Annotated in this window: 24 protein-coding genes; 8 read left to right on the top strand and 16 right to left on the bottom strand. The window is 63.2% G+C overall.

The features are described from left to right. Positions 1-110: 110 nt before the first annotated feature. Positions 111-1,199 (bottom strand): iron-sulfur cluster carrier protein ApbC, encoded by a 1,089-nt coding sequence (gene apbC / locus E8M83_RS13370; protein WP_137173848.1) that lies wholly within the window; start codon positions 1,197-1,199, stop codon positions 111-113. Positions 1,200-1,350: 151 nt separating this feature from the next. Here apbC and metG point away from each other — a divergent pair, with 151 nt between their 5' ends. The 6 genes from metG (at position 1,351) to E8M83_RS13340 (ending at position 7,900) form a co-directional block, all read left to right on the top strand. Next, positions 1,351-3,495 carry a methionine--tRNA ligase gene (metG, locus tag E8M83_RS13365; RefSeq protein ID WP_137173847.1) on the top strand — a complete coding sequence of 715 codons (2,145 nt, stop codon included), beginning with the start codon at positions 1,351-1,353 and terminating at the stop codon, positions 3,493-3,495. 162 nt (positions 3,496-3,657) lie between these two features. Further along, entirely contained in the window at positions 3,658-4,974 is a 1,317-nt protein-coding gene (locus tag E8M83_RS13360) for a hypothetical protein (RefSeq protein WP_137173846.1), read from the top strand. 83 nt (positions 4,975-5,057) lie between these two features. Then, positions 5,058-5,267: a DUF3460 family protein gene (locus E8M83_RS13355; protein ID WP_137173845.1), complete on the top strand. Its 210-nt coding sequence runs from the start codon at positions 5,058-5,060 to the stop codon at positions 5,265-5,267. 16 nt (positions 5,268-5,283) lie between these two features. Continuing rightward, entirely contained in the window at positions 5,284-6,159 is an 876-nt protein-coding gene (locus tag E8M83_RS13350; protein WP_137173844.1) for a ScpA family protein, read from the top strand. Positions 6,160-6,186: 27 nt separating this feature from the next. Continuing rightward, positions 6,187-7,026: a pantoate--beta-alanine ligase gene (gene panC / locus E8M83_RS13345; RefSeq protein WP_137173843.1), complete on the top strand. Its 840-nt coding sequence runs from the start codon at positions 6,187-6,189 to the stop codon at positions 7,024-7,026. 103 nt (positions 7,027-7,129) lie between these two features. Continuing rightward, a complete protein-coding gene (locus tag E8M83_RS13340; RefSeq protein WP_137173842.1) occupies positions 7,130-7,900 on the top strand; it encodes a flagellar brake protein in 771 nt (256 codons plus the stop codon). On the opposite strand, the gene E8M83_RS13335 is transcribed toward E8M83_RS13340, so the two are convergent. From E8M83_RS13335 to flhD, 15 genes are all read right to left on the bottom strand, one after another. Beyond that, positions 7,897-9,111 carry an EAL and HDOD domain-containing protein gene (locus E8M83_RS13335; protein WP_137173841.1) on the bottom strand — a complete coding sequence of 405 codons (1,215 nt, stop codon included), beginning with the start codon at positions 9,109-9,111 and terminating at the stop codon, positions 7,897-7,899. The genes E8M83_RS13340 and E8M83_RS13335 overlap by 4 nt on opposite strands. A 32-nt stretch (positions 9,112-9,143) precedes the next feature. Then, a complete protein-coding gene (gene cheZ, locus E8M83_RS13330) occupies positions 9,144-9,788 on the bottom strand; it encodes a protein phosphatase CheZ (protein WP_137173840.1) in 645 nt (214 codons plus the stop codon). A 1-nt stretch (position 9,789) separates the two neighbouring features. Continuing rightward, the gene (cheY, locus tag E8M83_RS13325; RefSeq protein WP_005666673.1) at positions 9,790-10,188 is read right to left on the bottom strand and encodes a chemotaxis response regulator CheY; all 399 of its coding nucleotides are present in this window, start codon (positions 10,186-10,188) and stop codon (positions 9,790-9,792) included. 130 nt (positions 10,189-10,318) lie between these two features. After that, a complete protein-coding gene (locus E8M83_RS13320; RefSeq protein ID WP_137173839.1) occupies positions 10,319-11,383 on the bottom strand; it encodes a chemotaxis response regulator protein-glutamate methylesterase in 1,065 nt (354 codons plus the stop codon). A 26-nt stretch (positions 11,384-11,409) separates the two neighbouring features. Then, positions 11,410-12,009, bottom strand: coding sequence for a chemoreceptor glutamine deamidase CheD (gene cheD / locus E8M83_RS13315; protein ID WP_137173838.1), 600 nt, complete (start codon positions 12,007-12,009; stop codon positions 11,410-11,412). A gap of 13 nt (positions 12,010-12,022) precedes the next feature. Then, positions 12,023-12,877 (bottom strand): CheR family methyltransferase, encoded by an 855-nt coding sequence (locus tag E8M83_RS13310; protein WP_137173837.1) that lies wholly within the window; start codon positions 12,875-12,877, stop codon positions 12,023-12,025. Positions 12,878-12,956: 79 nt separating this feature from the next. Beyond that, a complete protein-coding gene (locus E8M83_RS13305) occupies positions 12,957-13,460 on the bottom strand; it encodes a chemotaxis protein CheW (protein ID WP_071362121.1) in 504 nt (167 codons plus the stop codon). Positions 13,461-13,491: 31 nt separating this feature from the next. Further along, complete coding sequence (cheA, locus tag E8M83_RS13300; protein WP_137173836.1) at positions 13,492-15,663, bottom strand: chemotaxis protein CheA; 2,172 nt, start codon at positions 15,661-15,663, stop codon at positions 13,492-13,494. Between the two features lie 48 nt (positions 15,664-15,711). After that, entirely contained in the window at positions 15,712-16,077 is a 366-nt protein-coding gene (locus tag E8M83_RS13295; protein ID WP_137173835.1) for a response regulator, read from the bottom strand. Positions 16,078-16,141: 64 nt separating this feature from the next. Beyond that, positions 16,142-16,690 carry a chemotaxis protein gene (locus tag E8M83_RS13290; RefSeq protein WP_137173834.1) on the bottom strand — a complete coding sequence of 183 codons (549 nt, stop codon included), beginning with the start codon at positions 16,688-16,690 and terminating at the stop codon, positions 16,142-16,144. 25 nt (positions 16,691-16,715) lie between these two features. After that, positions 16,716-17,648, bottom strand: a complete 933-nt coding sequence (gene motB, locus E8M83_RS13285) for a flagellar motor protein MotB (protein WP_137173833.1) — start codon at positions 17,646-17,648, stop codon at positions 16,716-16,718. 52 nt (positions 17,649-17,700) lie between these two features. Then, positions 17,701-18,555, bottom strand: coding sequence for a flagellar motor stator protein MotA (motA, locus tag E8M83_RS13280; protein WP_137173832.1), 855 nt, complete (start codon positions 18,553-18,555; stop codon positions 17,701-17,703). Positions 18,556-18,702: 147 nt separating this feature from the next. Continuing rightward, a complete protein-coding gene (locus tag E8M83_RS25950) occupies positions 18,703-19,515 on the bottom strand; it encodes a bifunctional 2-polyprenyl-6-hydroxyphenol methylase/3-demethylubiquinol 3-O-methyltransferase UbiG (RefSeq protein ID WP_170976797.1) in 813 nt (270 codons plus the stop codon). Further along, on the bottom strand, positions 19,478-20,071 hold the full coding sequence (flhC, locus tag E8M83_RS25945; RefSeq protein ID WP_206077455.1) for a flagellar transcriptional regulator FlhC: 594 nt from the start codon (positions 20,069-20,071) through the stop codon (positions 19,478-19,480). The genes E8M83_RS25950 and flhC overlap by 38 nt, the downstream gene beginning before the upstream one ends. A 55-nt stretch (positions 20,072-20,126) precedes the next feature. Continuing rightward, on the bottom strand, positions 20,127-20,444 hold the full coding sequence (gene flhD, locus E8M83_RS13270; protein ID WP_137173831.1) for a flagellar transcriptional regulator FlhD: 318 nt from the start codon (positions 20,442-20,444) through the stop codon (positions 20,127-20,129). A 598-nt stretch (positions 20,445-21,042) separates the two neighbouring features. Between flhD and kynU the strand changes: the two genes are divergently transcribed. Together kynU and kynA are read left to right on the top strand one after the other, a co-directional pair. Continuing rightward, positions 21,043-22,317 (top strand): kynureninase, encoded by a 1,275-nt coding sequence (gene kynU / locus E8M83_RS13265; RefSeq protein WP_137173830.1) that lies wholly within the window; start codon positions 21,043-21,045, stop codon positions 22,315-22,317. A 4-nt stretch (positions 22,318-22,321) separates the two neighbouring features. Continuing rightward, positions 22,322-23,176, top strand: coding sequence for a tryptophan 2,3-dioxygenase (kynA, locus tag E8M83_RS13260; RefSeq protein ID WP_373995049.1), 855 nt, complete (start codon positions 22,322-22,324; stop codon positions 23,174-23,176). Positions 23,177-23,324 lie beyond the last annotated feature (148 nt).

Genomic DNA, 23,324 nt, shown 5'->3' with positions numbered 1-23,324 from the left:
GCGTTTTCGGCATACGAAATGCATGACGCGCGCCAGCAACATGTGCTGGCGCGCGTCAGTGTCGGGCTTGTTGCGCGGACGTTTGGCGGGGTGTGGAACCCCGCTGGGGATCAGTCGTTCTTGACGACGATGCTTGGGAACTTGCTGCTCATGTCCTTCGCCTTTTCGGCGATCTTGATCGCGACCTTGCGCGCGATCTGCTTGTAGACAGCAGCGACCTGGCCATCCGGCTCGGCAACCACGGTCGGACGGCCGGCGTCGGCCTGCTCGCGGATCGACAGGGTCAATGGCAGCGCGCCCAGGAAGTCGACGCCGAAGTCGGCGCACATCTTCTCGCCGCCGCCATGGCCGAAGATCGCCTCGGTATGGCCGCAGTTGGTGCAGGTATGGGTGCTCATGTTCTCGACCACGCCCAGGATCGGGATGCCGACCTTCTCGAACATCTTGAGGCCCTTGCGCGCATCCAGCAACGCGATGTCTTGCGGCGTGGTAACGATCACGGCGCCGGTGACCGGCACTTTCTGCGACAGGGTCAGCTGGATGTCGCCGGTGCCTGGCGGCATATCGACGATCAGATAATCCAGGTCGCGCCAGTTGGTTTGCTCGAGCAATTGCTGCAAGGCGCCACTGGCCATCGGGCCGCGCCACACCATCGGCTCATCCGGATCGATCATGAAGCCGACCGACGACACCTGCACGCCGTGGTTCTCCAGCGGTTCCATGGTTTTATTGTCATGGCTGAGCGGACGGCCGGACACACCCAGCATCATCGGCTGCGACGGGCCATAGATGTCGGCATCCAGGATGCCGACACTGGCGCCTTCGGCGGACAGGGCCAGGGCCAGGTTGACGGCCGTGGTCGATTTGCCGACACCACCCTTGCCCGAGGCGACGGCGATGATGTTCTTGACGTTCGGCATGACCTTCATGCCGCGCTGCACCGTGTGCGAGACGATCTTGCTATAGGCGCGGATCGCCACGCCTTCGACGCCGGGCAACTCCAGCACCGCAGCGGCCGCCATGCCACGCAGCATTTCGACCTGGCTGGCGGCCGGGTAGCCCAATTCCAGCTCGAAAGACACTTGCGCGCCTTCGATCTTGATGTTCTTGACCGACTTGGTCGTGACAAAATCTTTTTGGGTGTTAGGATCGATGACTTCCGACAAAGCGGTCTTGACGTCGTTCTCAGTGATGCTCATGGTGCTCTCCGGATGATATTGGGGCGAAGTGTAGCGCAAAATGGCCTGCGGGCTGGTCCGGAGGCCCCAAACCGGGCCAATACCCCCTGAGCGCACAGGGCCATCCACTGGTAAAATGCTTCTTTTCATATAACCCGAGCGTTTCGACACCATGACCCGCAAGCTGTTCGTCACCACTGCACTGCCCTACGCCAACGCTGCCTTCCATATCGGCCACATGATGGAATACATCCAGGCCGACATCTGGGTCCGCTTCCAGCGAATGCAGCGTGAGGGTAACAAACTGAGCGGACAGCCGCGCGAAGTGCATTTTGTATGCGCCGACGATACCCACGGCACGCCGATCATGATCGCGGCCGAGAAGGAAGGCATCACGCCGCAGGAATTCGTGGCCAAGATCGCCGCCGGCCGTGGGCAATACCTGGATGGCTTCCATATCGCTTTCGATAACTGGTATTCGACCGATTCACCGGAAAACGTCGCGCTGTCGCAGGGCATCTACCGCAAGCTGCGCGATGCCGGCCTGATCGTCACCAAGACCGTCGACCGCTTCTACGACACTGCCAAGGGCATGTTCCTGGCCGACCGCAACATCAAGGGCGAATGCCCGGTCTGCCACGCCAAGGACCAGTATGGCGACAACTGCGAAGTCTGCGGCGCCGCCTACCAGCCGACCGAACTGATCAACCCGTTCTCGGTGTTCACCGGCTCGACCCCGGTCCTGAAACCATCGGAGCAGTATTTCTTCAAGCTGTCAGACCCGCGCTGCTTCACCTTCCTGAAGGAGTGGCTGAACACCCCGGGCCGCCTGCAGCCCGAAATGGTGAACAAGGTCTCGGAATGGCTGGGAGAAGAAGGCGAAAAGCTGGCCGACTGGGATATTTCGCGCGACGCGCCCTACTTCGGCATCCCGATCCCGGATGCGCCAGGCAAGTTCTTCTATGTGTGGCTGGACGCGCCAGTCGGCTACCTGGCGAGCTTGAAAAACTATTTCGAGAAGCAAGGCCAGGATTTCGACGCCTTCCTGAACGATCCGGACGCCGAGCAACTGCACTTTATCGGCAAGGACATCGTGTCCTTCCACCTGTTGTTCTGGCCGGCGATGCTGAACTTCTCGGGCCACCCGATCATCGACAAGCTGAAAGTCGCGGTGCACGGCCACCTGACCGTGAACAATGAAAAAATGTCCAAGTCGCGCGGCACGGGCATTTCGCCGCTGCGCTACCTGGAACTGGGCATGAATCCGGAATGGCTGCGCTACTACCTGGCCTTTAAACTGAACGCCAAGGTCGAAGACCTGGATTTCAATGGCGATGATTTCGTGGCCCGCGTGAATAGCGACCTGATCGGCAAATACGTCAATATCGCCAGCCGCTGCGCCGGCTTCATCGCCAAGCGCTTCGACGGCAAGCTGGCCGACAGCCTGTCGCAGACCGCCCGCGACACGATCTGCAAGGCCTTGATGGCGGACGGCGCCGAGCGCCAGACCAGCATTGCCGCCGCTTTCGAGGCGCGCGAATACGGCCGCGCCCTGCGCGAAATCATGGAAATCGCCGACGTCATCAACCAGTACGTCGACGAGCACAAGCCATGGCTGCTGGCCAAGGACGAGACCAAGACCGCAGAATTGCACGATGTGTGCACCACGGCGCTCATCTTGTTCCGCCAGCTAACCATCTTGATGGCGCCGGTGCTGCCGAACGTCGCGGCGCGCGTCACCGAATTCCTGGGTGACACTGAGCTGAGCTGGGCCGACACCCATGGCGCCGCTGTCTATGAAACCATGCTCGGCCGCAGCATCGGCGCCTACAACCACCTGATGCAGCGCGTCGATGCCAAGATGGTCGAGAATCTGTTCGACAAGCCAGCCGTCGCAGCGGTTGCAGCGCCGGCTCCGAAAGTTGAGGCAGCGCACACCGAGTCGGCCGGCGACAGCGATATCGAAGCCCTGGCCCCGGAAATCTCGATCGACGATTTCACCAAGATCGACCTGCGCGTGGCAAAGATCGTCAACTGCGAACATGTGGAAGGCTCGAGCAAGCTGCTGCGCCTGACCCTGGACGTGGGCGAAGGCCGTCACCGCAATGTGTTCTCGGGCATCAAGTCGGCCCACCAGCCGGAAGACCTGATCGGCAAGCTGACCGTGCTGGTTGCCAACCTGGCGCCGCGCAAGATGAAATTCGGCGTCTCCGAAGGCATGGTACTGTGCGCCTCGGCAGCCGACGAAAAGACGAACCCGGGCCTGTACCTGCTGGACCCGATGCCGGGCGCAACGCCAGGCATGCGCATCCGTTAATCTTCAAGGCATGCAGCCGCTTTATCGCCGGCAAAGCCGGCCGTAGAGCGGCCTCATGCAAGCCTCGGGAAGCATTCCCGAGCTTGTGGCGTGTGTGTACAATGCCATGTTTTAAATATGACAAAACGCCGCCACAAACTCTTTTGATAGGTAGCTAATAATATGACCGATTTGACTCCTCTCCGCCATATCCCAGAAGCCAATGTGTTCCGCAAGGGCGACGTGTTCGTCCTGTTCGGCGAACTGTTCGGCCGCGGCTATGTGAACGGCCTGATCGACCAGGCGCGCGCCGCCGGCATGACCATTGTCGGCATCACCGTGGGCCGCCGTGACGACGCCGGCGTCCTGCGCGCGCTCGACGATGCCGAACTGGCCGAGGCGGAAGAGAAACTGGGCGGCCGCATCATCAACGTGCCGCTGATGGCCGGCTTCGACATGGACGCCCCGGAAGGCGAACAGAACCCGACCGAAATGCTGTCGGGTATCACCCTGAAAAACTGGCAAGAAGAAAAGCTCGACTGGGAACGCATCGAGCGCTCGCGCGAAGCCGGCGTGCGCCGCTTCACCGCCTCGGCCGCCACCGTGATGGCTGAGATCGACAAGCTGGTGCCGGATGGCGCCAACGTCTTCTTCGCCCACACGATGGCCGGTGGCATTCCACGCATCAAGGCCTTCCTGGCCATCGCCAACCGCATCTATAAAGGCCGCGGCGAGCGCTTCATGTCCTCGCGCGCCCTGCTCGACAGCGACCTGGGCAAATTGATCCTGATGAACTTCGACGAAGTCTCGGCCAATACGCTCAAATACCTGATCGATGCCTCGGCGCCGATCCGCGCGCGCGTCGAGCAAGCGGGCGGCGAAGTGCGCTACACCGCCTATGGCTACCACGGCACCGAGATCCTGATCCAGGACCAGTACCAGTGGCAGACCTATACCAACTACACCCAGGGCTATGCCAAGATGCGCCTGGAATCGATCGCCGAGGCGGCCTGGAAAGGCGGCGTCAATGCCACCGTGTTCAATTGCCCGGAAATCCGCACCAACTCGTCCGACATCTTCGTCGGCGTCGAGCTGTCGCTGTTCCCGCTGCTGCGCGCGCTGAAGAAAGAAGGCGGCGGCGCCTGGGCCGACGAGCAGTGGCGCATCTGCGAAGAGCTGCTGGGCGAAGGCACCTCGCTGCAACAGCTGCTCGACACCATCGAGGGCTACAATAACGATGCGACCAGCGCCACCTTCCGCAACTTCGAAGCCTGGCCGATGGACAACACGCCGGAGCTTGCCGACGTCATGATCGGCACCTCCGAAGCCATCACCGCCCTGCACAAGGACAAGAAGGCGCTGATCACCGACCACCTGTCGAGCCTGGTGCTGGAAGGCGCCGGCCCGTTGATGTTCCATGGCGCGTCGGAAAAAATCGCGCCGGTGGTGTGGCTCAACCACGACATCATCGCCCGTCAGCTGAACGAGTTGCACAAGTAAGACTTGACGCCGGCGGCGTGTGGCACAAGAATCTGCCCCGTCGCCGGCTACCGAGCCGCTTATAACTTTACGCACTGCGAATCATGATCTTCTCGAAAAAACACGTGATGTACGAATCCGAGCATACCAAGTTCATCTCGGAACTGAAGAAACAGAACCCGCACCTGGACGCAGGCCAGGTTGCCGGCCGCGCGCTGCTGTGGGACAAGGAACCGGTCTCGCTCGACGAACAGGAACGCGTGAAGCAATCGCGCCTGAGCCAACAAGCCTACCCGTACCAGAACAAGGTCTGAGGACGGGAGCGCGCGCATGACGCCCCAAGCCGAGGGGCAGGATTTGCCCCCCGATGCCGTCGTGGACACCGGGCATGCCGCGCCGCCCCTGCCGGAAGACGCCGCGATCGCACGCCTGTATGGCGAGCCGCTGACGCGCCTGCCGAACGACCTGTACATCCCGCCCGAGGCGCTCGAGATCTTCCTCGACGCCTTCGAAGGTCCGCTCGACCTGCTGCTGTACCTGATCCGCAAGCAGAACTTCAACATCCTCGACATCCCGATGGCGCAGGTGACCCTGCAATACCTGGTGTACGTGGAGCAGATCCGCAAGAGCAATCTTGAGTTGGCGGCGGAATACCTGTTGATGGCGGCGATGCTGATCGAGATCAAATCGCGCATGCTGCTGCCCAAGCGCCAGGACGACCTCATCGAGGACGCCGGCGACCCGCGCGCCGAGCTGGTCCGCCGTCTGCTGGACTATGAACAGATCAAGAGCGCTGCCGTGGCACTGGGCAATGTGCCCCACGAAGGCCGCGACTTCGTGCGGCCCCAGCTGTTCGTGGAACAGGGCCTGGCGCCCGCCCTGCCCGATGTCGATCCCTGGGACTTGCAGCGCGCCTGGCTTGACGTGCTGCGCCGCGCCAAGCTGACCCAGCACCACCGGATTGGCCGCCAGGAACTGTCGGTGCGCGAGCATATGTCGGCCATCCTGCGCACCCTGCAATCGCAGCGTTTTGTCGAGTTCGGTGACCTGTTCGCAGGCCAGCACACGGTGGCTGACGCGCCCCGACCGATCGTGGTAGTACACTTTGTCGCCATGCTCGAACTGGCCAAAGAAACCTTGATTGAAATCACACAGGCCGAGCCCTTCGCGCCGATCTACGTGCGCCTGGCCTATTCGCCGGCTTAAGGCCGGTTTATTCTTTTCCGATCACCCATGAAAATCATTTCTTCCATTGACGAATTGCGCGACCAGTTGCGCGGCCAGCTGCGCACCGCCTTCGTGCCGACGATGGGCAATCTGCACGAAGGCCACCTGTCGCTGATGCGCCTGGCGCGCCGCCACGGCGATCCGGTGGTCGCCTCGATCTTCGTCAACCGCCTGCAGTTCGGCCCGAATGAGGATTTCGACAAATACCCGCGCACCTTCCAGGAAGACGTGGCCAAGCTGGAAAAAGAAGGCGTATACGTGCTGTTCGCGCCGACCGAAAAAGATCTGTATCCGGAACCGCAAGAATACCGTGTGGCGCCGCCGGATGGCCTGGGCAATACGCTGGAAGGCGAATTCCGTCCCGGCTTCTTTGGCGGCGTGTGCACCGTGGTGACCAAGCTGTTTTCCTGCGTGCAGCCGCGCGTGGCCGTGTTCGGCAAGAAGGATTACCAGCAACTCATGATCGTGCGTAATATGGCGCGCCAGTTCGCCCTGCCGACCGAGATCATCGGCGCCGAGACCTTCCGCGCCGAAGACGGCCTGGCCCTGTCTTCGCGCAATGGCTACCTGTCCAGCAGCGAGCGGGCCGAAGCGCCGCTGCTGTACCAGAACCTGAACGCGGTGGCCGACACCATCCGCAGCGGCGAGCGCGACGTCGGCGCCGTCGAGGCACGCGCGATGGCGGCCCTGGCCGAGCGCGGCTGGAAGCCGGACTACATCTCGGTGCGCAAGCGCATCGACCTGCAGGCGCCCGGCGCCGCCGACCTGGAAAGCGGCGAACCGCTGGTCGTGCTTGCCGCGGCAAAACTGGGCAGCACCCGCCTGATCGATAACCTGGAAATTTGATCGATGCTAAAGCTGCACGGTTGATTTCCAGTTTGCAACAACATTGCAAAGAGCGTTATACTTCCGTGCAGCAGCATTTTACAATCACGCCCAGGACCCCGCCGTGAACGTCTCCGATGCCGTCGCTCTTCGCCGCAAGGGCCCGCCAAAGCCTTCAGACCAGCTGACCCGTATTCCCGGCAATGCCACGCCGCATCAAATGTCGGACCCTTTCGACATCGGCGAGGCCTTGGCCGCGCTCGCGCTCAGCGGTGATCCGGTCACGGTCTATGCCGGCATCCAGGATCCGATCCTGGCCCGGATCGAGTCGGTCGATCCCGAACTGCCACATTTCACGCTCGATTTCACCGGCAACGCGCTGCCGAATACCCACCACGCCACCTTCGTCGCGTCGATCGGCGGCAACGCCAAATTGCAGTTCGAACTGGAAAGCGACTGGGCGAGCCTGCCCGGGCAAGCGCACCTGGTGCCGGCGACCTTCCCCGAACACTGCCTGGTGCTGAACCGGCGCTCCGCGCGCAGGGTCGAGACGCCGATCGGCGGCAACTACACCGCCAGTTTCGGTTTGTCGGGCAAGCAGTACGAACTTCCTTTATACGATTTTTCCCAGGGCGGTGTCGGCATGCGCGCTTCGCCCGAGCAATGCTTCGGGCTACATGTCGGCAAGAAGCTGATCGGGGTACGGCTGGAGCTGGGACCGGCGCTGATGGTCGTGGCCGACCTCGAAGTGCGCCTGATGCGGCCGTTCCGCACCTTCCTGCTCGGCGACCAGGTGCAGATCGGGTGCAGTTTCGTGAATATTTCGATGCAGTTGCAGCAGACGCTGGAGCGATTTGTGACGACCGGGCAGCCGGAGCGCCGCGCCGCGCGTTAGGCTTCCACCGCCACGCTCTGCGCCCAGGCCAGCGCCGACAAATGCGCCTGGTTGACCTCGGTCGGTGCGATATCGAGCGACTCGGCCAGCGACGCCACCAGATTCGAATTGAGCTCGCACGCCTCGGCCAGCGCGAGATACGGCCCGTAACGCCCTTCCCTGCGCCGCAAGGCCTGCACCACTTCATCCGGCAACTGGATGGTCTGCAGCACCTCGTCCATCGACAGCCCCAGCAACCGGTCGAGCAGCGAGAACATTCCCGCCACGAACAGGTTCTCGGCCTCGCCCTTGCCCAGGAATTTCTGCCCCAGCAATTCGGCCAGGCGGCCGCGCACGACCGCCGTCTCCATCAGCACCGGAGAGTAGCCACTGGAACTGGCCGTGGCCAGCAGCAGCACCAGCCAGCGATACAGCGGCGCATACCCCAGCAACGAAATCGCTTGGCGCAATGAATGCACCTCGCGCCCCGCACCAAAGCCGGCGGTATTGATATACCGCAGCAGTTTATACGTCAGCGCTGGATCGCGTTTCAGCACGCTCTCGAGCTTGGGCACGTCCTCGTTGGTCTGCACCAGCTGCATCAGTTGCAGGATCACGCTCTGGGTCGGGTTCATGCCTTTGACCGGGTTGCCCGGCCGCGGCGTCAGGTGCAGCTTGCCGACGAAGGCATCCAGCCCCAGCGCGGCGCAGGCGTCGAAGTCGGCCCAGGTGCCCACCGGCCGCCCCACCATGCGCAGCGCCGAATGCTTGGCGGCGGCATAGGTGCGGGCCTGGTCGGCCACATTGGCGCCGGTAAAGCGCACCTCGAGATAGGACGCATAGGGCGACAGGTTGCGCCCCAGCAGGTTGATATCGCAGCCGCGGATCGCCACGCCGACGCCGCCGGCGCGCACGGCCTGCACGGCCGAGCGCACGTCGAGATCGGCCAGCTGGCGGATGTCGAAGGCGAGGACGGTGCGTTCCGGCGGCAGCGCGTGCAGGGCATCGGTCGAGAGCATGGCCGGCACCGCGTCGAGGAACAGGATCTTGTCGCGCAGCAGCCAGCCGTGATCTTCATGGTTGACGTGCTGGGCCACGAAGCCGACCAGCCCTTCCAGGTCGTGGTCGGTGGGAATGCGACCGTCGTGCTGTTGCCACGACAGTTCATAGCCGATCACGCGCTGCCTGGGGTCGAGCAGCGGTTCGCGGACGATGAAGTTAGTGCGATGCATGGAGGCGCCGTTGGTTGTTGCCCGGCGCTGGCCTAGAAACCGAGACTGTCGAGCAGGTCGTCGACCTGGCCCTGGTTGGCCACGACTTCGGTGCCGGTTGGCTTGATTTGCGGGCCGTTCAAGAGGCCGTTGTCGAGATCGCGCTTGATCTCGCTCGGCGCGAAATCGATCAGCACCTGCACCAGTTGCTTCTCGAGGTTTTGCGCGATGCCGGTGATGCGGCCGATGACCTGGCCGGTCAGGTCCTGGAAGTCCTGGGCCATCATGATGTTCATCAGCTCACTGCGGGTGGCAACTGCCCCCGCGGCCGACTCGTTCATGCTGGCAATCGTGCGCTGGGCCATCTCGCGCCATTCGGCCTCGGTCGCGTCCTTGTCCAGCAGCGACTGCCAGCCGGACGCCAGCTCGGCCGAGCGGGTTTCGATCGCGTCTTGCAGTGGGCCGGCCGCATCGGTCGCATCCAGCACCTTCTTGGCGGCCTGTTCCGACAGGCGCGCGACGTAATCGAGGCGGTCGCGCGCATCGGGGATGTCGCTCGCCGCTTTCTCGATCAGCTTGTCGAGCCCCAGCCCACGCAGGTTTTCGTGCAGCGCACGGGTCATCAGGCCGACCCGCTTGAGCACCTCTTCATGCGAGGAGGCCGCGCTGGCCTCGTGCGCCGAGTTCATCTCACCCATTTCAGGCTCCGGCTTTGTCCAGTTTCTCGAAGATCTTGTTCAGCTTCTCGTCGAGCGTCGCGGCCGTGAACGGCTTGACCACGTAGCCGCTGGCGCCCGCTTGCGCGGCGGCGATGATGTTTTCTTTCTTCGCTTCCGCGGTCACCATCAGGACCGGCAGCTTGGCCAGCGCTGGATCGGCGCGGATATTCTGCAACATGGTCAGGCCGTCCATATTCGGCATGTTCCAGTCCGACACCACGAAGTCGAACGATTCGCTGCGCAGCTTGGCCAGCGCCATCACGCCGTCTTCTGCCTCGTCGACGTTGGCATAACCCAGTTCTTTCAACAGATTCCGGACAATGCGGCGCATCGTCGAGAAATCGTCAACAACCAGGAAACGCATCTTTGGATCAGCCATGAATAACTCCGTTTGAATCTTTTACTGTGGTTTGTTGGGTGAGCTGCTTTTTACAGGCTCAAGAATAGCATTTTTGTTGCCTCACGGCGATAAAATAGCCCTGAAAGCATTGCTGCGACTCTAATTCGGATCAAACACGCAACGCCCGGCTGCCCTGCGCCGCCAGATGTTCGAGCACCATGCGCGGCAAGGCCTGCAAGGGGCCGACATCGTGGGCGGCGCCCAACGCGATCGCCTCGCGCGGCATGCCGAACACGACACAGCTGGCCTCGTCCTGGGCGAAGTTGTGGGCGCCCGCCTGGCGCATCTCGAGCATGCCGGCCGCACCGTCCTTGCCCATGCCGGTCAGGATAACACCAACCGCGTTTTTACCGGCCGCCTGCGCAGCGGAGCGGAACAGCACGTCGACCGAGGGCCGATGGCGATTGACCGGCGGGCTTTGCTCGATGCGGGTCATGTAGTTGGCGCCCGAGCGCGTGAGCAGCAGGTGCGAGTGGCCCGGGGCAATATACGCGTGGCCAGGCAGCACCCGCTCGTTGCCGGCCGACTCCACCACGCTGATCTTGCACAGCGAATCGAGGCGCTTGGCGAACGAGCTGGTGAAACCTTCAGGCATGTGCTGGGCGATCAGGATGCCCGGGCAATCGGAGGGCATCTGCATCAGGAATTCGCGGATCGCTTCGGTGCCGCCGGTCGAGGCGCCGATGATGATCAGTTTTTCGGACGAAATCAGGGGGCTCCTCAGGGCCGACAGCGGCGCGCTGGCCACCGGCGCCGTGCGCGAACGCGGCGCGATGCGGGCGCGGGCCGCGGCGCGGATCTTGTCGGCGATCATGTCGGCATACTCGCGCATGCCGCTCTGGATCGAGATCTTGGGCTTGGTCACGAAGTCGACCGCGCCCAGTTCGAGCGCGCGCATCGTGATTTCCGAGCCGCGCTCGGTCAGCGACGACACCATCAACACCGGCATCGGGCGCAGGCGCATCAGTTTTTCCAGGAAATCGAGGCCATCCATCTTGGGCATCTCGACGTCCAGGGTCAACACATCGGGGTTATGCTTTTTAATCAGCTCGCGCGCGACCAGCGGATCGGGCGCGGTGGCGACCACTTCGAGGTCGGGCTGGGAATTGACGATCTCGCTCATCACGCTGCGAATCAGTGCGGAGTCGTCGACGATCAGCACCTTGGTCTTCATAGTTTTTCCTTTCAGCTGGCAAGGAATCAGAACAGGTCGATGGCGCCGCCGACGGGTTCGACCTTGAGGCGCTTGGCGTAGTCGAGCTCGCGCTTGGCCAGCGTATCGTTCTGGGTTTGCATCAGTTTCTTGACCAGCACCTTGCCCGTGCGCGGGAAGAAGAACACCTTGCGCGGATAGATGTCGTTCAGGTCTTCGGCCAGCACCGGGATGCGTTCGGTCTTGAGGAACTGCATCACGAACGCCGCATTGCGCTCGCCGACGTTCATCGCGGTAAAGCCGCGCAGCACGGCGCCGCCGCCAAAGACCTTGGCCTCGAGGTGTTCGCGCCGCGCGCCGGCCTTGAGCAAGTCATTGATCAGGATCTCCATCGCGAACGAGCCGTAGCGCATGGATGCCGAGACCGGACTGCTGGCGGCATCGGCGCCGCCGTCGGGCAGCATGAAGTGGTTCATGCCGCCCAGGCCGGTCAGGCGGTCGCGGATGCAGGCCGAGACGCAGGAGCCGAGCACGGTCGCGATCAGCATGTCCTTGCCGGTATAAAAATACTCGCCCGGCAGGATCTTGGCCGCGTCGACGTTGAAGGTGCGGTCGTGATAGAGGTTGGTGGCGAACTGGCTGTTCATGGAATTACCGTTCTCAGGCACTGCGCCCGTCGAGTTCATACACCGTCTTGCCACGCAGGCGCAGCGAATCCGATACGTACAGGAAGTTCTCGGAGTGGCCGGCGAACAGCAGCGCGTGCGGCTTCATCAATGGCACGAAGCGGCCGAGGATGGTGCGCTGGGTCGGCTTGTCGAAATAAATCATCACGTTGCGGCAAAAGATGGCGTCGAACTGCCCTTCCAGCGGCCAGCGGTCGCCCAGCAGGTTCAGCTGCTTGAAGGTCACCAGGGACCGTAGCTCGGGACGAATGCGCGCCATGCCCTCGTGGGCGCCCTTGCCTTTCAGGAAGAAACGGCGCAGCCGCTCGGGGCTCATCTTCTCGACCCGCTCCATCGGATACACGCCGTTCGAGGCCGTGGACAGCACATTGGTATCGATGTCGGTGGCGACGATCTGCACCGGCGGCGTGAGCGTGTTGAATGCTTCGCAGGCCGTCATCGCGATCGAGTACGGCTCTTCGCCGGTGGAGGCGGCCGAGCACCAGATGGTGAGCGGACGCGTGTCCTTCTTGCGCAAGGCCACCAGGTGATCGAGCAGCAGCGGGAAATGGTGCGCCTCGCGGAAGAACGAGGTCAGATTGGTGGTCAGCGCATTGGTGAACGACTCCCACTCGCGGTCCATGCGGCCCGCTTCGAGGTCGTCCAGGTAGTTCGTGAATGACTGGATGCCGGTCGCGCGCAGGCGCCGCGCCAGGCGGCTGTAGACCATCTCCTGCTTGCTGTCGGCCAGCGAGATGCCGGCGCGCTGGTGGATCAGCGCGCGTACCCGTTCGAAGTCACGACGCGTGAAATCGAATTCCTTGACCGTCTCTGTTTTCTGCTGCGGCACGTTCTTTGCCTTCTGGATGCTGGTTGGACCGCGCCACGATTGACGCGGTCCGATGTGGATGCTGCGTGCCGCTGCCTTGTTATGCGGCCAGCTTGTCGATCAGGCCCATCTCGCCCGACGACATCAGCTTGTCGATGTCGACCAGGATCAGCATGCGCTCATCGACCGTGCCCAGGCCGATCATGTAGTCGGAATTGAACGCGGTGCCCATCTCTGGCGCCGGCTTGATCTGGTCTGGGGTCAGGGTGGTGACGTCGGACACGCTATCGACCACCATGCCCATGATGCGGCCACCGATGTTCAGGATGATCACGACGGTGAACTGGTCGTACACCGGAGTGCCCAGGTTGAACTTGATGCGCATGTCGACCACCGGGATGATGATGCCACGCAGGTTGATCACGCCCTTGATGAATTCGGGTGCGTTGGCGATGCGGGTCACCGCTTCGTAGCCGCGGATTTCCTGCACCTTCAGGATGTCGATGCCGTATTCTTCCGAGCCCAGGGTGAAGGCCAGGAATTCGTTGCCGGCGCCGTCGTTTGCGGTCCCGTCAGCCGAGGTGGTGTTTGCCAGGTTGGACATGGGTTTCCTCTTGTGTTGATAGTCTAAAGATTTAAAGAACGACGGGATCGTCGGCCAGCTGGCGCGACGAGCGCACCAGCGCCGCCACGTCCAGGATCAGGGCGACGCCGCCGTCGCCCATGATGGTTGCGCCGGAAATCCCGGCCACTTTTCGGTAATTCGCTTCCAGGTTCTTGACCACCACCTGCTGCTGGCCCACCAGCTCGTCCACGAACAGCGCCGCCTTCTTGCCCTCGGTCTCGAGGATGACGACGATGCCGTCGCTCGGCTCGCGGTGCACCGGCTCGATGTCGAACATCTGGTGCAGCGGGATCAAGGGCAGGTATTCTCCGCGCACCTTCAGCACGCGCCCGCGCCCGGCGATGTCGCGCACATCTTCGCGCGCCGGCTGCAGCGATTCGACCACGAAGGACAGCGGCAGGATATAGACTTCCTCGCCGCTCCGGATCGACATGCCGTCCAGGATCGCCAGCGTCAGGGGCAGCGAGATCGAGATCGTGGTGCCGAAGCCGGCCGCCGAACGGATGTCGACCGTGCCGCCCATGGCGGTGATGTTCCGCTTGACGACGTCCATGCCGACCCCGCGGCCGGAGACGTCGGTGACCACTTCGGCGGTCGAGAAGCCCGGCGCGAAGATCAGCTGCCAGACGTCCGAATCGCTCATATTGTCGGACACCGCGAGCCCATTCGAGGCCGCCTTGGCCAGGATCTTATCGCGATTCAGGCCGCCGCCATCGTCGGCCACCTCGATCACGATGTGGCCGCCCTGGTGGCCGGCCGACAGGAACAAACGCCCCGCTTCGGATTTGCCGGCGGCGACGCGCGCGGCCGGCATCTCGACGCCGTGGTCGATCGAGTTGCGCACCAGGTGCGTCAGCGGATCGACGATGCGCTCGATCAGGCCTTTATCGAGTTCGGTCGCGGCGCCGTGGGTGATGAAGTCGACCTTCTTGCCGAGCTTACCGGCCAGGTCGCGCACCATGCGCGGGAAGCGCGAGAACACGAAGTCCATCGGCATCATCCGGATCGACATCACGGCTTCTTGCAGCTCGCGCGTGTTGCGTCCCAACTGGCTCACCGAGGACAGCAGGCGTTCGTGCAGGATCGGATCGAGCACGGTGCTGCGCTGCTCGAGCATGGCATTGGTGATCACCAGTTCGCCGATCAGGTTGATCAACTGGTCGACCTTCTCGACCGAGACCCGGATCGACGACGATTCGTTCTTATCGTCCTTCTTCGCGGCCTTTTTCTCGGCGCTCAGTTCGGCCAGGTGCTCGACCATGTTTTGTGCCTGGGCCGAGATCGCCGCGGCCGCTGCGGCCGCCGGTTCAGGCGCCGCGGCCACGATGCCGGCGGCGGCGCGGATCTGCTCGATCGGCTGGAAGAAACCGTAACCCAGGTCGTCTTCCGACAGCTCGCCGCTGGCGGGCGCGACGTCGTCGTCCGGCCCGAAGAAACCATAACCCTGGGCATCCTCGACACGCTTGCGTTCGGCCGCCTCGATCGCGCGCTGCTCGGGCGTGAGCGCCGGCGCCTCGAAAATCCTGAGGTCGTCGGGGTCGAGCACGAAGGAGCAGATCGCGATGATATCGTCCAGGCTCTCGTGGGTGGTGATGATGAGTGCCGTGCGGCCGCCGTCGAGCGGGGCCACCGAGACGCGGCCCATCAGGCCCAGCTCGTCGACCAGGGCATTGATGTCGCGCTGCGCGACCTGCGGCAGCTCGATCTTGTAGCGGTGCGCGTTGTCCAGGGAATGCTCGGTACGCGGCGCAGCCGTCAGGTACGACGGCGCCACGACCGGCGCGGCCGGGACCAGGCCCTCGGCCAGGTCGTGCAGGGCCATGCGCACATTGGCGATGGCTTCGTTGTCGACCTGCGCGCCATGGCGGTGGCCATCGAGCTGCATCTTGAGCCCGTCCTTGGCCGCCAGAAAGGCGTCCACGTGGTTCGAGGTCAGCGCCATCTCGCCCTTGCGGACGCGGTCCAGCAGCGACTCCAGCACGTGGGTCACGTCGCACATATCGGTCAGGCCGAAGGTCGAGGCGCCGCCCTTGACCGAATGGGCGGTGCGGAAGATCGCGTTCAGGTCTTCCGCATCCGGCGCGGCGACGTCGACGCCCAGCAGCAGGCGTTCCATTTCGGCGAGCAGTTCCTCTGCTTCGTCGAAAAAGACCTGGTAGAACTGGCTGATGTCGATGGTCATAAGGCCGTCCGCTCGGATGGGGGCAAGGTCAGGGCGTCGCGCATGGCGTCAGCCGATCACTTTTTTGACCACCTCGATCAGGCGCTGCGGATCGAAGGGCTTGACCAGCCAGCCGTTGGCGCCGGCGGCGCGGCCCTTGCTCTTCATCTCGTCCGACGACTCGGTGGTGAGCATCAGGATCGGGGTCTTGGCATAGCCCGGCAGCGTGCGCAGGGTCTTGATCAGCTGCAGGCCATCCATTTTCGGCATGTTCTGGTCGGTCAGCACCAGGTCCACGGCCTGCAGCTTTGCCTTCTCGAGACCGTCCTGGCCGTCGACAGCTTCCACCACGTTGTAACCTGCCGCCTTCAGGCTGAACGCCACCATCTGGCGCAGCGAACTGGAATCGTCGACCGCGAGAATCGTTTTTGCCATGCTTTGCTCCTGCTATCTTGTATCCGGCTTCGCGCCGGTTGAATTGTTTATTTGTAGTGTGCGCTCAGAACAGCTCGACGTCGCCGCTTTCCAGGTGCTTCTGCTCGACCGAGCGGCGCAGCATGCTGCGCAGTTCGAGCGACTGGATCGCCAGCGCCATGCTCACCTTGCCGAGCCGCTCGACGATCTCGTCGCTGTCGGTCTCTGGGGCGATATCGGCGCCATGCTCGCTGAGCGTGCCCAGAAAGTCGCGCAGGCCCGCCACGCGTCGCAGTGTACGTTCAATCAGTTGCGCCGTCATGTCCTGGAACTGCATGCTGGTGATCGCCGTGTTCACGTGCAACCCCACCTCGCCCGACATCGACGACAACAAGGCCCGGTCTTCCGGCGTCGGGGTGCCGCCGTCCAGCAGCCGCTCGATCGCTCCCTGGCGCGCGCCGACCGCGCCATGCACCGCCATGAAGCTGGCGGTGAGCTTGTCGATCGCTTCTTCCAGCAGCAGTTCGGTCTGCAGCAGGTCGGTCTCGACCTCGGTCAGGTGGCGTCGCCCGTGCAGGGACACGCCGGACAACAGGCGCTTGACGTGCGATCCCAATATTTTTTTTCTTGTCATTTCTTCTCTCCAGTCCTGCCCTGGCCTACTTTTTCACCGCTTCCAGCGTGGCGGTCGCCGCGCCTGCCGCGTCTTCCGCCGGCACGTCGAGCGTCGCCGCGTCGCGCCGCACCGCGTCTTCGGTGCGCTTGTTCATGACGATGATGCTGATGCGGCGGTTGACCGGGTTGAACGGGTCCCTGGCGTCCAGGTGGGCGGCCGCGGCCAGGCCCACCACGCGCAACACCTTGTCGTCCTGCAGGCCGCCCAGCACCATCTCGCGGCGCGAGGCGTTGGCGCGGTCGGCCGACAATTCCCAGTTGCTGTAGCCGGCATCGCTGTAGTACGGCGTCGAATCGGTGTGGCCCGAGATGCCCAGCTTGTTCGGCACCTCGTTCAACACCATGCCGATGATGTGCAGGATCTCTTTCGTGTACGGCTGCAGCTCGGCCTTGGCCAGCGCGAACATCGGGCGGTTCTTCTCGTCCACGATCTGGATCCGCAGGCCTTCGCTGGTGATGTCGAGCAGCAGCTGGTTCTGGTACTTCTTGAGCATCGGGTTGACCTCGATGGCCGCTTCCAGGCGCGACTTGAGCATTTGCAGGCGCTGTCCTTCCTCGCGCGCCAGCGCGGCCTTGGCCGCCTGCAGGTCATAGGTCTTTTTCTCGGGCGGCGAATCGCCGCGCTTGACCTGGCCGGCGGTGCGGGTCAGGTCCTCGCCGCCGCCCTTGATCACCGACGACGAGTCGCCCGAACCCGAGCCGCCCGCCATCGCGACTTTCAGCGGCGTCTTGAAGTATTCGGAAATGCCGACCAGGTCGCCCTTGGCGGTCGAGCCCAGGAGCCACATCAGCAGGAAGAACGCCATCATCGCGGTCACGAAGTCGGCGTACGCGATCTTCCATGCGCCGCCGTGGTGGCCGCCGGCCACCTTCTTGATGCGCTTGATGACGATCGGCCGCGCGTTGTCGTCAGCCATGCGCGCCTCCCTTCACCCTGCAGGACGTACTATCGAATGCGGTCATCGCGGCTTACTTCTTCTTCTTGATGTGCTCTTCGAGCTCGGCGAAGCTCGGGCGCTCGGTCGAGTACAGCACCTTGCGGCCGAATTCCACGGCCAGCGCCGGCGCATAGCCGTTCAGGCTCGCCAGCAGCGTGACTTTCACGCACTGGAACATCTTGGTCGATTCCTCGAGCTTTTGTTCGAGCACGCTCGCCAGCGGGCTGACGAAGGCATAGGCCAGCAAGATGCCCAGGAAGGTGCCGACCAGCGCCTTGGCGATCAGGATGCCCAGCTCGGCCGGCGGCAAGCCGACCGATTCCATGGTGTGGACCACGCCCATGACCGCTGCCACGATGCCGAACGCCGGCAGGCCGTCGCCGATCTTGGCGATCACGTGGGCCGGAACCGCGCCCTCGTGGTGGTGGGTCTCGATTTCGTTGTCCATCAGGTTTTCGATCTGCATCGCGTCCATATTCCCCGACACCATCAGGCGCAGGTAATCGGTCATGAATTCGATGATGTGGTGGTCAGCCACCACCGCAGGATATTTGGAGAACAGCGGCGACGATTCAGGCGCCTCGATGTCGCCCTCGATCGACATCAGGCCTTCCTTGCGTACCTTGGAAAGCACATCGAACTGCAGCGCCATCAGCTCCATATACATGTCCTTCGTATACTTGGAGCCCTTGAAGACGCTCGGGAAGGCCTTCATGGTGGCCTTGATCGACTTGCCGTTGTTACCGACGAAGAAGGCGCCAAATGCGGCGCCGCCAATCATCAGGAGCTCGATCGGCTGCCACAGCGAGGCCAGGTGGCCACCGGCGAGCGCGAACCCGCCGAAGACGCAAGCGCAGACGAGGATATAACCAACAATCACTAACAAGGGATTTTGCTCCAGAAAAGCCTGTTTCGACCTCGTCCTGAGGACCCGAAACCGGTAATTTCAGAAAAAGTTTATGTAGGGAACTACTCTAGCTGGAGAATGGCCCACGGGCAAGTAAAACCACCCTGAATACTCACCGTTTGTCGCCTAAAAGTCCCACATGTACAGCGCCGGTCCGCCGGCGACCGGGTGGACGACGCGGCTCGGCGGCCGGTCTTCGATGATGAATTCGTAACTAAAAAGCGTCGAACCGGGCCGCATCTCGCGCGCGGCCTTGCGCCACAGCGCGCCCATGGCGGCCGGCGACAGGTAGGCGAACACGGCGTCGTACCGGCCCAGGTCGAGTTTTTCATAGTCGCCGCGAATGAACCGGGCGCCGCTCTGTGCGAGGAGCGCGCGCACGTGGCTGGCCAGCCACGGCAGCGGCGCCAGCTCGATGCCCTCGATGGTCGATTCGGGCCGGCGCCGTTGCAGCTCGAGCACCAGGCCGCCGATCCCGCTGCCGATATCGATCACGCGCAGCAGCCGGCCTTGCGGCAGCGCGGCGTCCACTGCCGCCCACACCTTGCGTCCGGACGGGTAGTAAGGCACTTGCGTACGATAGGTCGACCAGTACAGTAACAACAGGAACAGGAAGATCGCCAGGAAGGCGGCCGGTGGAATGGCCAGACCGCTGGCGCCCAGCAGCGCCAGCGGAAAACCGAACTGGATCGCGCGCCACCAGCTGGCCAGGCCGCGCCACCAGGACAGCAGCGCGGCAACCACGCCCTGCACCAGGGCCACATGCCAGTAATGGAAAACGACGCCGCTGCTGGCGAGCAGGTAGACAATGGCGAGGGTGAGCGGAAAGGCGGCGACCTGGATCAGGAGCGCCCGGACCGCGGGAAATCTCAAGCAGCGCAAGGAAGAGCGCGCCGCGAAGTCAGGCGCGGTCGCGGCCGGATTCGTCGTCGGCCGCATCGGCGACGGCGCGCTCGGCGGCCTCGCGGGCATCCTTGGCCTTGCGGGTCTTGCCGGCGCGCGAAGGCATATGGCACAGGCCGCACAGGTAGTCGGCATTCAGGTCGAGGGCGTTGACGATGAACTTGCCCTGGCAGCGGCTGCACGGGGCCAGCAGCAGCATGCCGCTCTGGAAGAAGCGGACCAGCGTCCAGGCGCGGGTGAGCGACAGCAGCGGTTCTTCGCCCGGCGCCGGCGGCATTTGTTCGAGATAGAGTTTGTAGGCCTTCATGACGGCCTGGATGCCGGTAGCGCCGGCATGCTCCACCAGGAACTGGTGGATATTGATGAACAACGAGGAGTGGATGTTCGGTTGCCAGGTGAGGAACCAGTCGGTCGAGAACGGGAGCATGCCCTTGGGTGGAGAGACACCCTTGAGCTCCTTGTACAGTTTGAGCAAGCGTTCACGCGACAGCGAGACCTCGGTCTCCAGCAACTGCAGGCGTGCGCCCAGGTTGATCAGTTCGATCGCGAGCTGGATTTCCTGCGCTTCGGATACGACGCTCTTTTTGCTCATGGTCTGCTTCCCTGCCTGGTTCCATGCGGTCTTCCAGCAAGACCGCTGGCAGGGATTATACGATCTCTTCGACCGGCTGGCCTGCCATCAGGATGGCGGCGTGCGATTGCGCCAGGCTGCGTTCCTTGGTGTGGCTGGTCAGCATGCCCAGGATGGCGCTGTCGTCGAAGCGGAAGCGGGCCAGCATCATATTGCCGCCGGCGAGCTTCAGGATCTGGGCATTGCTCATGCCCTCGATCAGGTCGGCGATCTCGGCCGACACACCCAGGCGGAAGATGGCGGTGACTTTGTCGGCACGAATCATCTGCTGGGCCAGCATCAGGTAGCTCAGGTTTGCGTCGCGAATCTCAGCCATCATGTCGTTCATCGTCATCTTCTCTCTCCGTTGGTTGTTTCGGCGTTTTTTGTGTTGCCGACGAGATAGATTCTGACTGTGAGGAAACTTTTCGAGAATTGGACGAAATCTGTATTTTGGGTAGGCGAACGACGAGGTGGAGCCCTAGGAGTTTGTCTGACAAACGCCTCTGGCTCCCTATGAAAACCCAGGTGAAAACTGGGTTGGAATGGCGCCGGGAAGCGCCTTGATTTGGGTCTACTACAGCCCTCGGCTGTCGCAGAATCACTACAGGTTTTGCTGAATTTACTGTCGGAAACTCAGAAAACACCGTTACTGCCGAGTTGCAAGTGTTGCTTTTCTGCACCTCACTCATCATTAACGGCAGCAACATCGCGGACTTTAGGGCTGTCTGAAAATATTTTTTGATATTTTTTCGACGCCTTACCGCCCTTCCGAATCGTTATCGGACAGCTCATCAGGAACTTTAGGGTTCGATGCAAAAAAATTTGAACATTTTTTTTGCCCTCCCGTTTGATGCTTCAGTGGCAACGCCATGCTGTCGATCGCCATGGAACTTGCTACACTGCCGACCTGTAAACATTCTTGAAGCGTCAACTATTGATATGGGACCGGCATGACCGCATCGACCACCACCCGCGCCGACTGCCTGGCGCGCGACGCGCGCGACCCGCTGGCCGGGCTGCGCTCCCGCTTCGACCTGCCCGACGGCGTCATCTACCTGGACGGCAACTCGCTCGGCGCCCGCCCTGTCGCCGCCCTGGCCCGCGCCCAGGAGGTAGTGGCGCGCGAATGGGGAACCGACTTGATCAAGAGCTGGAACACGGCCGGCTGGTTCGACATGCCCAAGCGCCTGGGCGACCGCCTGGCCCCGCTGGTCGGCGCCGCGCCGGGCGAAGTGGCCGTTACCGACACCACTTCGCTCAATCTGTTCAAGGCGCTGGCCGCCGCGCTGCGGATCCAGGCCCAGGACGCGGCCAGCGACCGCCGCGGTAACGACCGCCGTACCATCGTGACCGAACGCAGCAACTTCCCGACCGATATCTATATGGCCGAGGGCCTGACCCGCTGGCTCGAACGCGGCTACCGGGTGCGGCTGGTCGACAGCGTGGACGAGATCCCGGCCGCGCTCGATGCCGACTGCGCCGTGCTGATGCTCACCCACGTCAACTACCGCACCGGCTACCAGCACGATATGGCCGGGCTGACCCGCCTGGCGCACGAGGCAGGGGCGCTGGCCGTCTGGGACCTGGCCCACTCGGCCGGCGCGGTGCCGGTCGACCTGGCGGGCGCCGATGCCGACTTCGCCGTCGGCTGCACCTATAAATACCTGAACGGCGGACCGGGCGCCCCGGCCTTCATCTGGGTGCCGCGCAAGCACCAGGCGCAGTTCGACCATCCGCTGTCCGGCTGGTGGGGCCACGCCAGCCCGTTCGCGATGGCGCCCGCCTTCGCGCCAGTGGCCGGCATCGGCCGCGCGCTGTGCGGCACCCAGCCGATCGTGTCGCTGGCGCTGGTCGAATGCGGTCTCGAGATCTTCGAGGCGACCGACATGGCCGCGATCCGCGCCAAGTCGCTGGCCTTGACCGACCTGTTCATCGATCTCGTCGAAAACCGCTGCGCCGGCCACCCGCTGGGCCTGGTGACCCCGCGCGAGCACGCGCGCCGCGGCAGCCAGGTCAGCTTCACCCATCCGCACGGCTATGCGGTGATGGCGGCCCTGATCGCGCGCGGCGTGATCGGCGACTACCGCGAGCCCGAGATCATGCGCTTCGGCTTCACACCCCTGTATACCAGCTTTGCCGACGTCTGGGACGCGGTCGGGATCCTGAAGGACATCCTCGACCGCGGCGACTACGACATCGCCGCCGAACGCGGCGCCGTCACCTGACTGGATGACCAACATCATGACCGACACCAGCAAACACCCCGCCGAATGGCACGGGGCAAGAATGGACTTCAAGGAAGCCATGAGCTACGGCGACTACCTGGGCCTGGACCAGATCCTGAACGCCCAGCATCCGCGCTCGCCGAACCACAACGAGCTGCTGTTCATCGTCCAGCACCAGACCAGCGAGCTGTGGATCAAGCTGATGCTGCACGAGCTGCAGGCAGTGCGCCGCCATATCCGCGAAGACAACCTGCCGCCCGCCTTCAAGATGCTGGCCCGGGTCGCCCGCATCATGGATCAGCTGGTGCACGCCTGGGACGTGCTGGCCACCATGACCCCGCCCGAATACACGGCGATCCGCCCCTACCTTGGCGCCTCCTCGGGCTTCCAGTCGTTCCAGTACCGCGAACTCGAGTTCATCCTCGGCAACAAGAACGCGGCCCTGCTGGCGGTGCACGAAAAGTCGCCCGAGGCCCACGCCCTGCTCGCGCACGAGCTGGGGCTGCCGTCGATCTACGACGAGGCGGTGATGCTGCTGGCGCGCAGCGGCTTGCGGATCGATCCGGCGCGGCTCGAGGCCGACTGGACCCAGCCGACCCGCGCCGACGATTCGGTCAAGGCGGCCTGGCTGCAGGTGTATGGCGACACGGATCGCCACTGGGCGCTGTACGAGCTGGCCGAGAAGCTGGTGGACCTGGAGACCGCCTTCCGCTTCTGGCGCTTCCGCCACGTCAGCACGGTCGAGCGCATCATCGGCTTCAAGACCGGCACCGGCGGCACGGCCGGCGTGAGCTACCTGCGCAAGATGCTGGACGTGGTGCTGTTCCCGGAACTATTCGCGCTGCGCACCGAGCTGTAAGGCACCAAAAACTGCGGGGTCACAAAAACTGCGGGGTCAGGTTGAGATGGTCCGGGTTTCATGAACATCCAAATAAGGGACAATATGTCCCTAAAGGATAAACATGAAAAAGAAACAGCTACCATCGAAGCGGGAGATCATTCCCGCC

This window comes from Massilia sp. HP4 (assembly GCF_005222695.1).
Taxonomy (GTDB): Bacteria; Pseudomonadota; Gammaproteobacteria; order Burkholderiales; family Burkholderiaceae_D; genus Telluria.
Note: the sequence above shows the minus strand (reverse complement) of the source record. Positions and strands in the feature narration are given on the sequence as shown.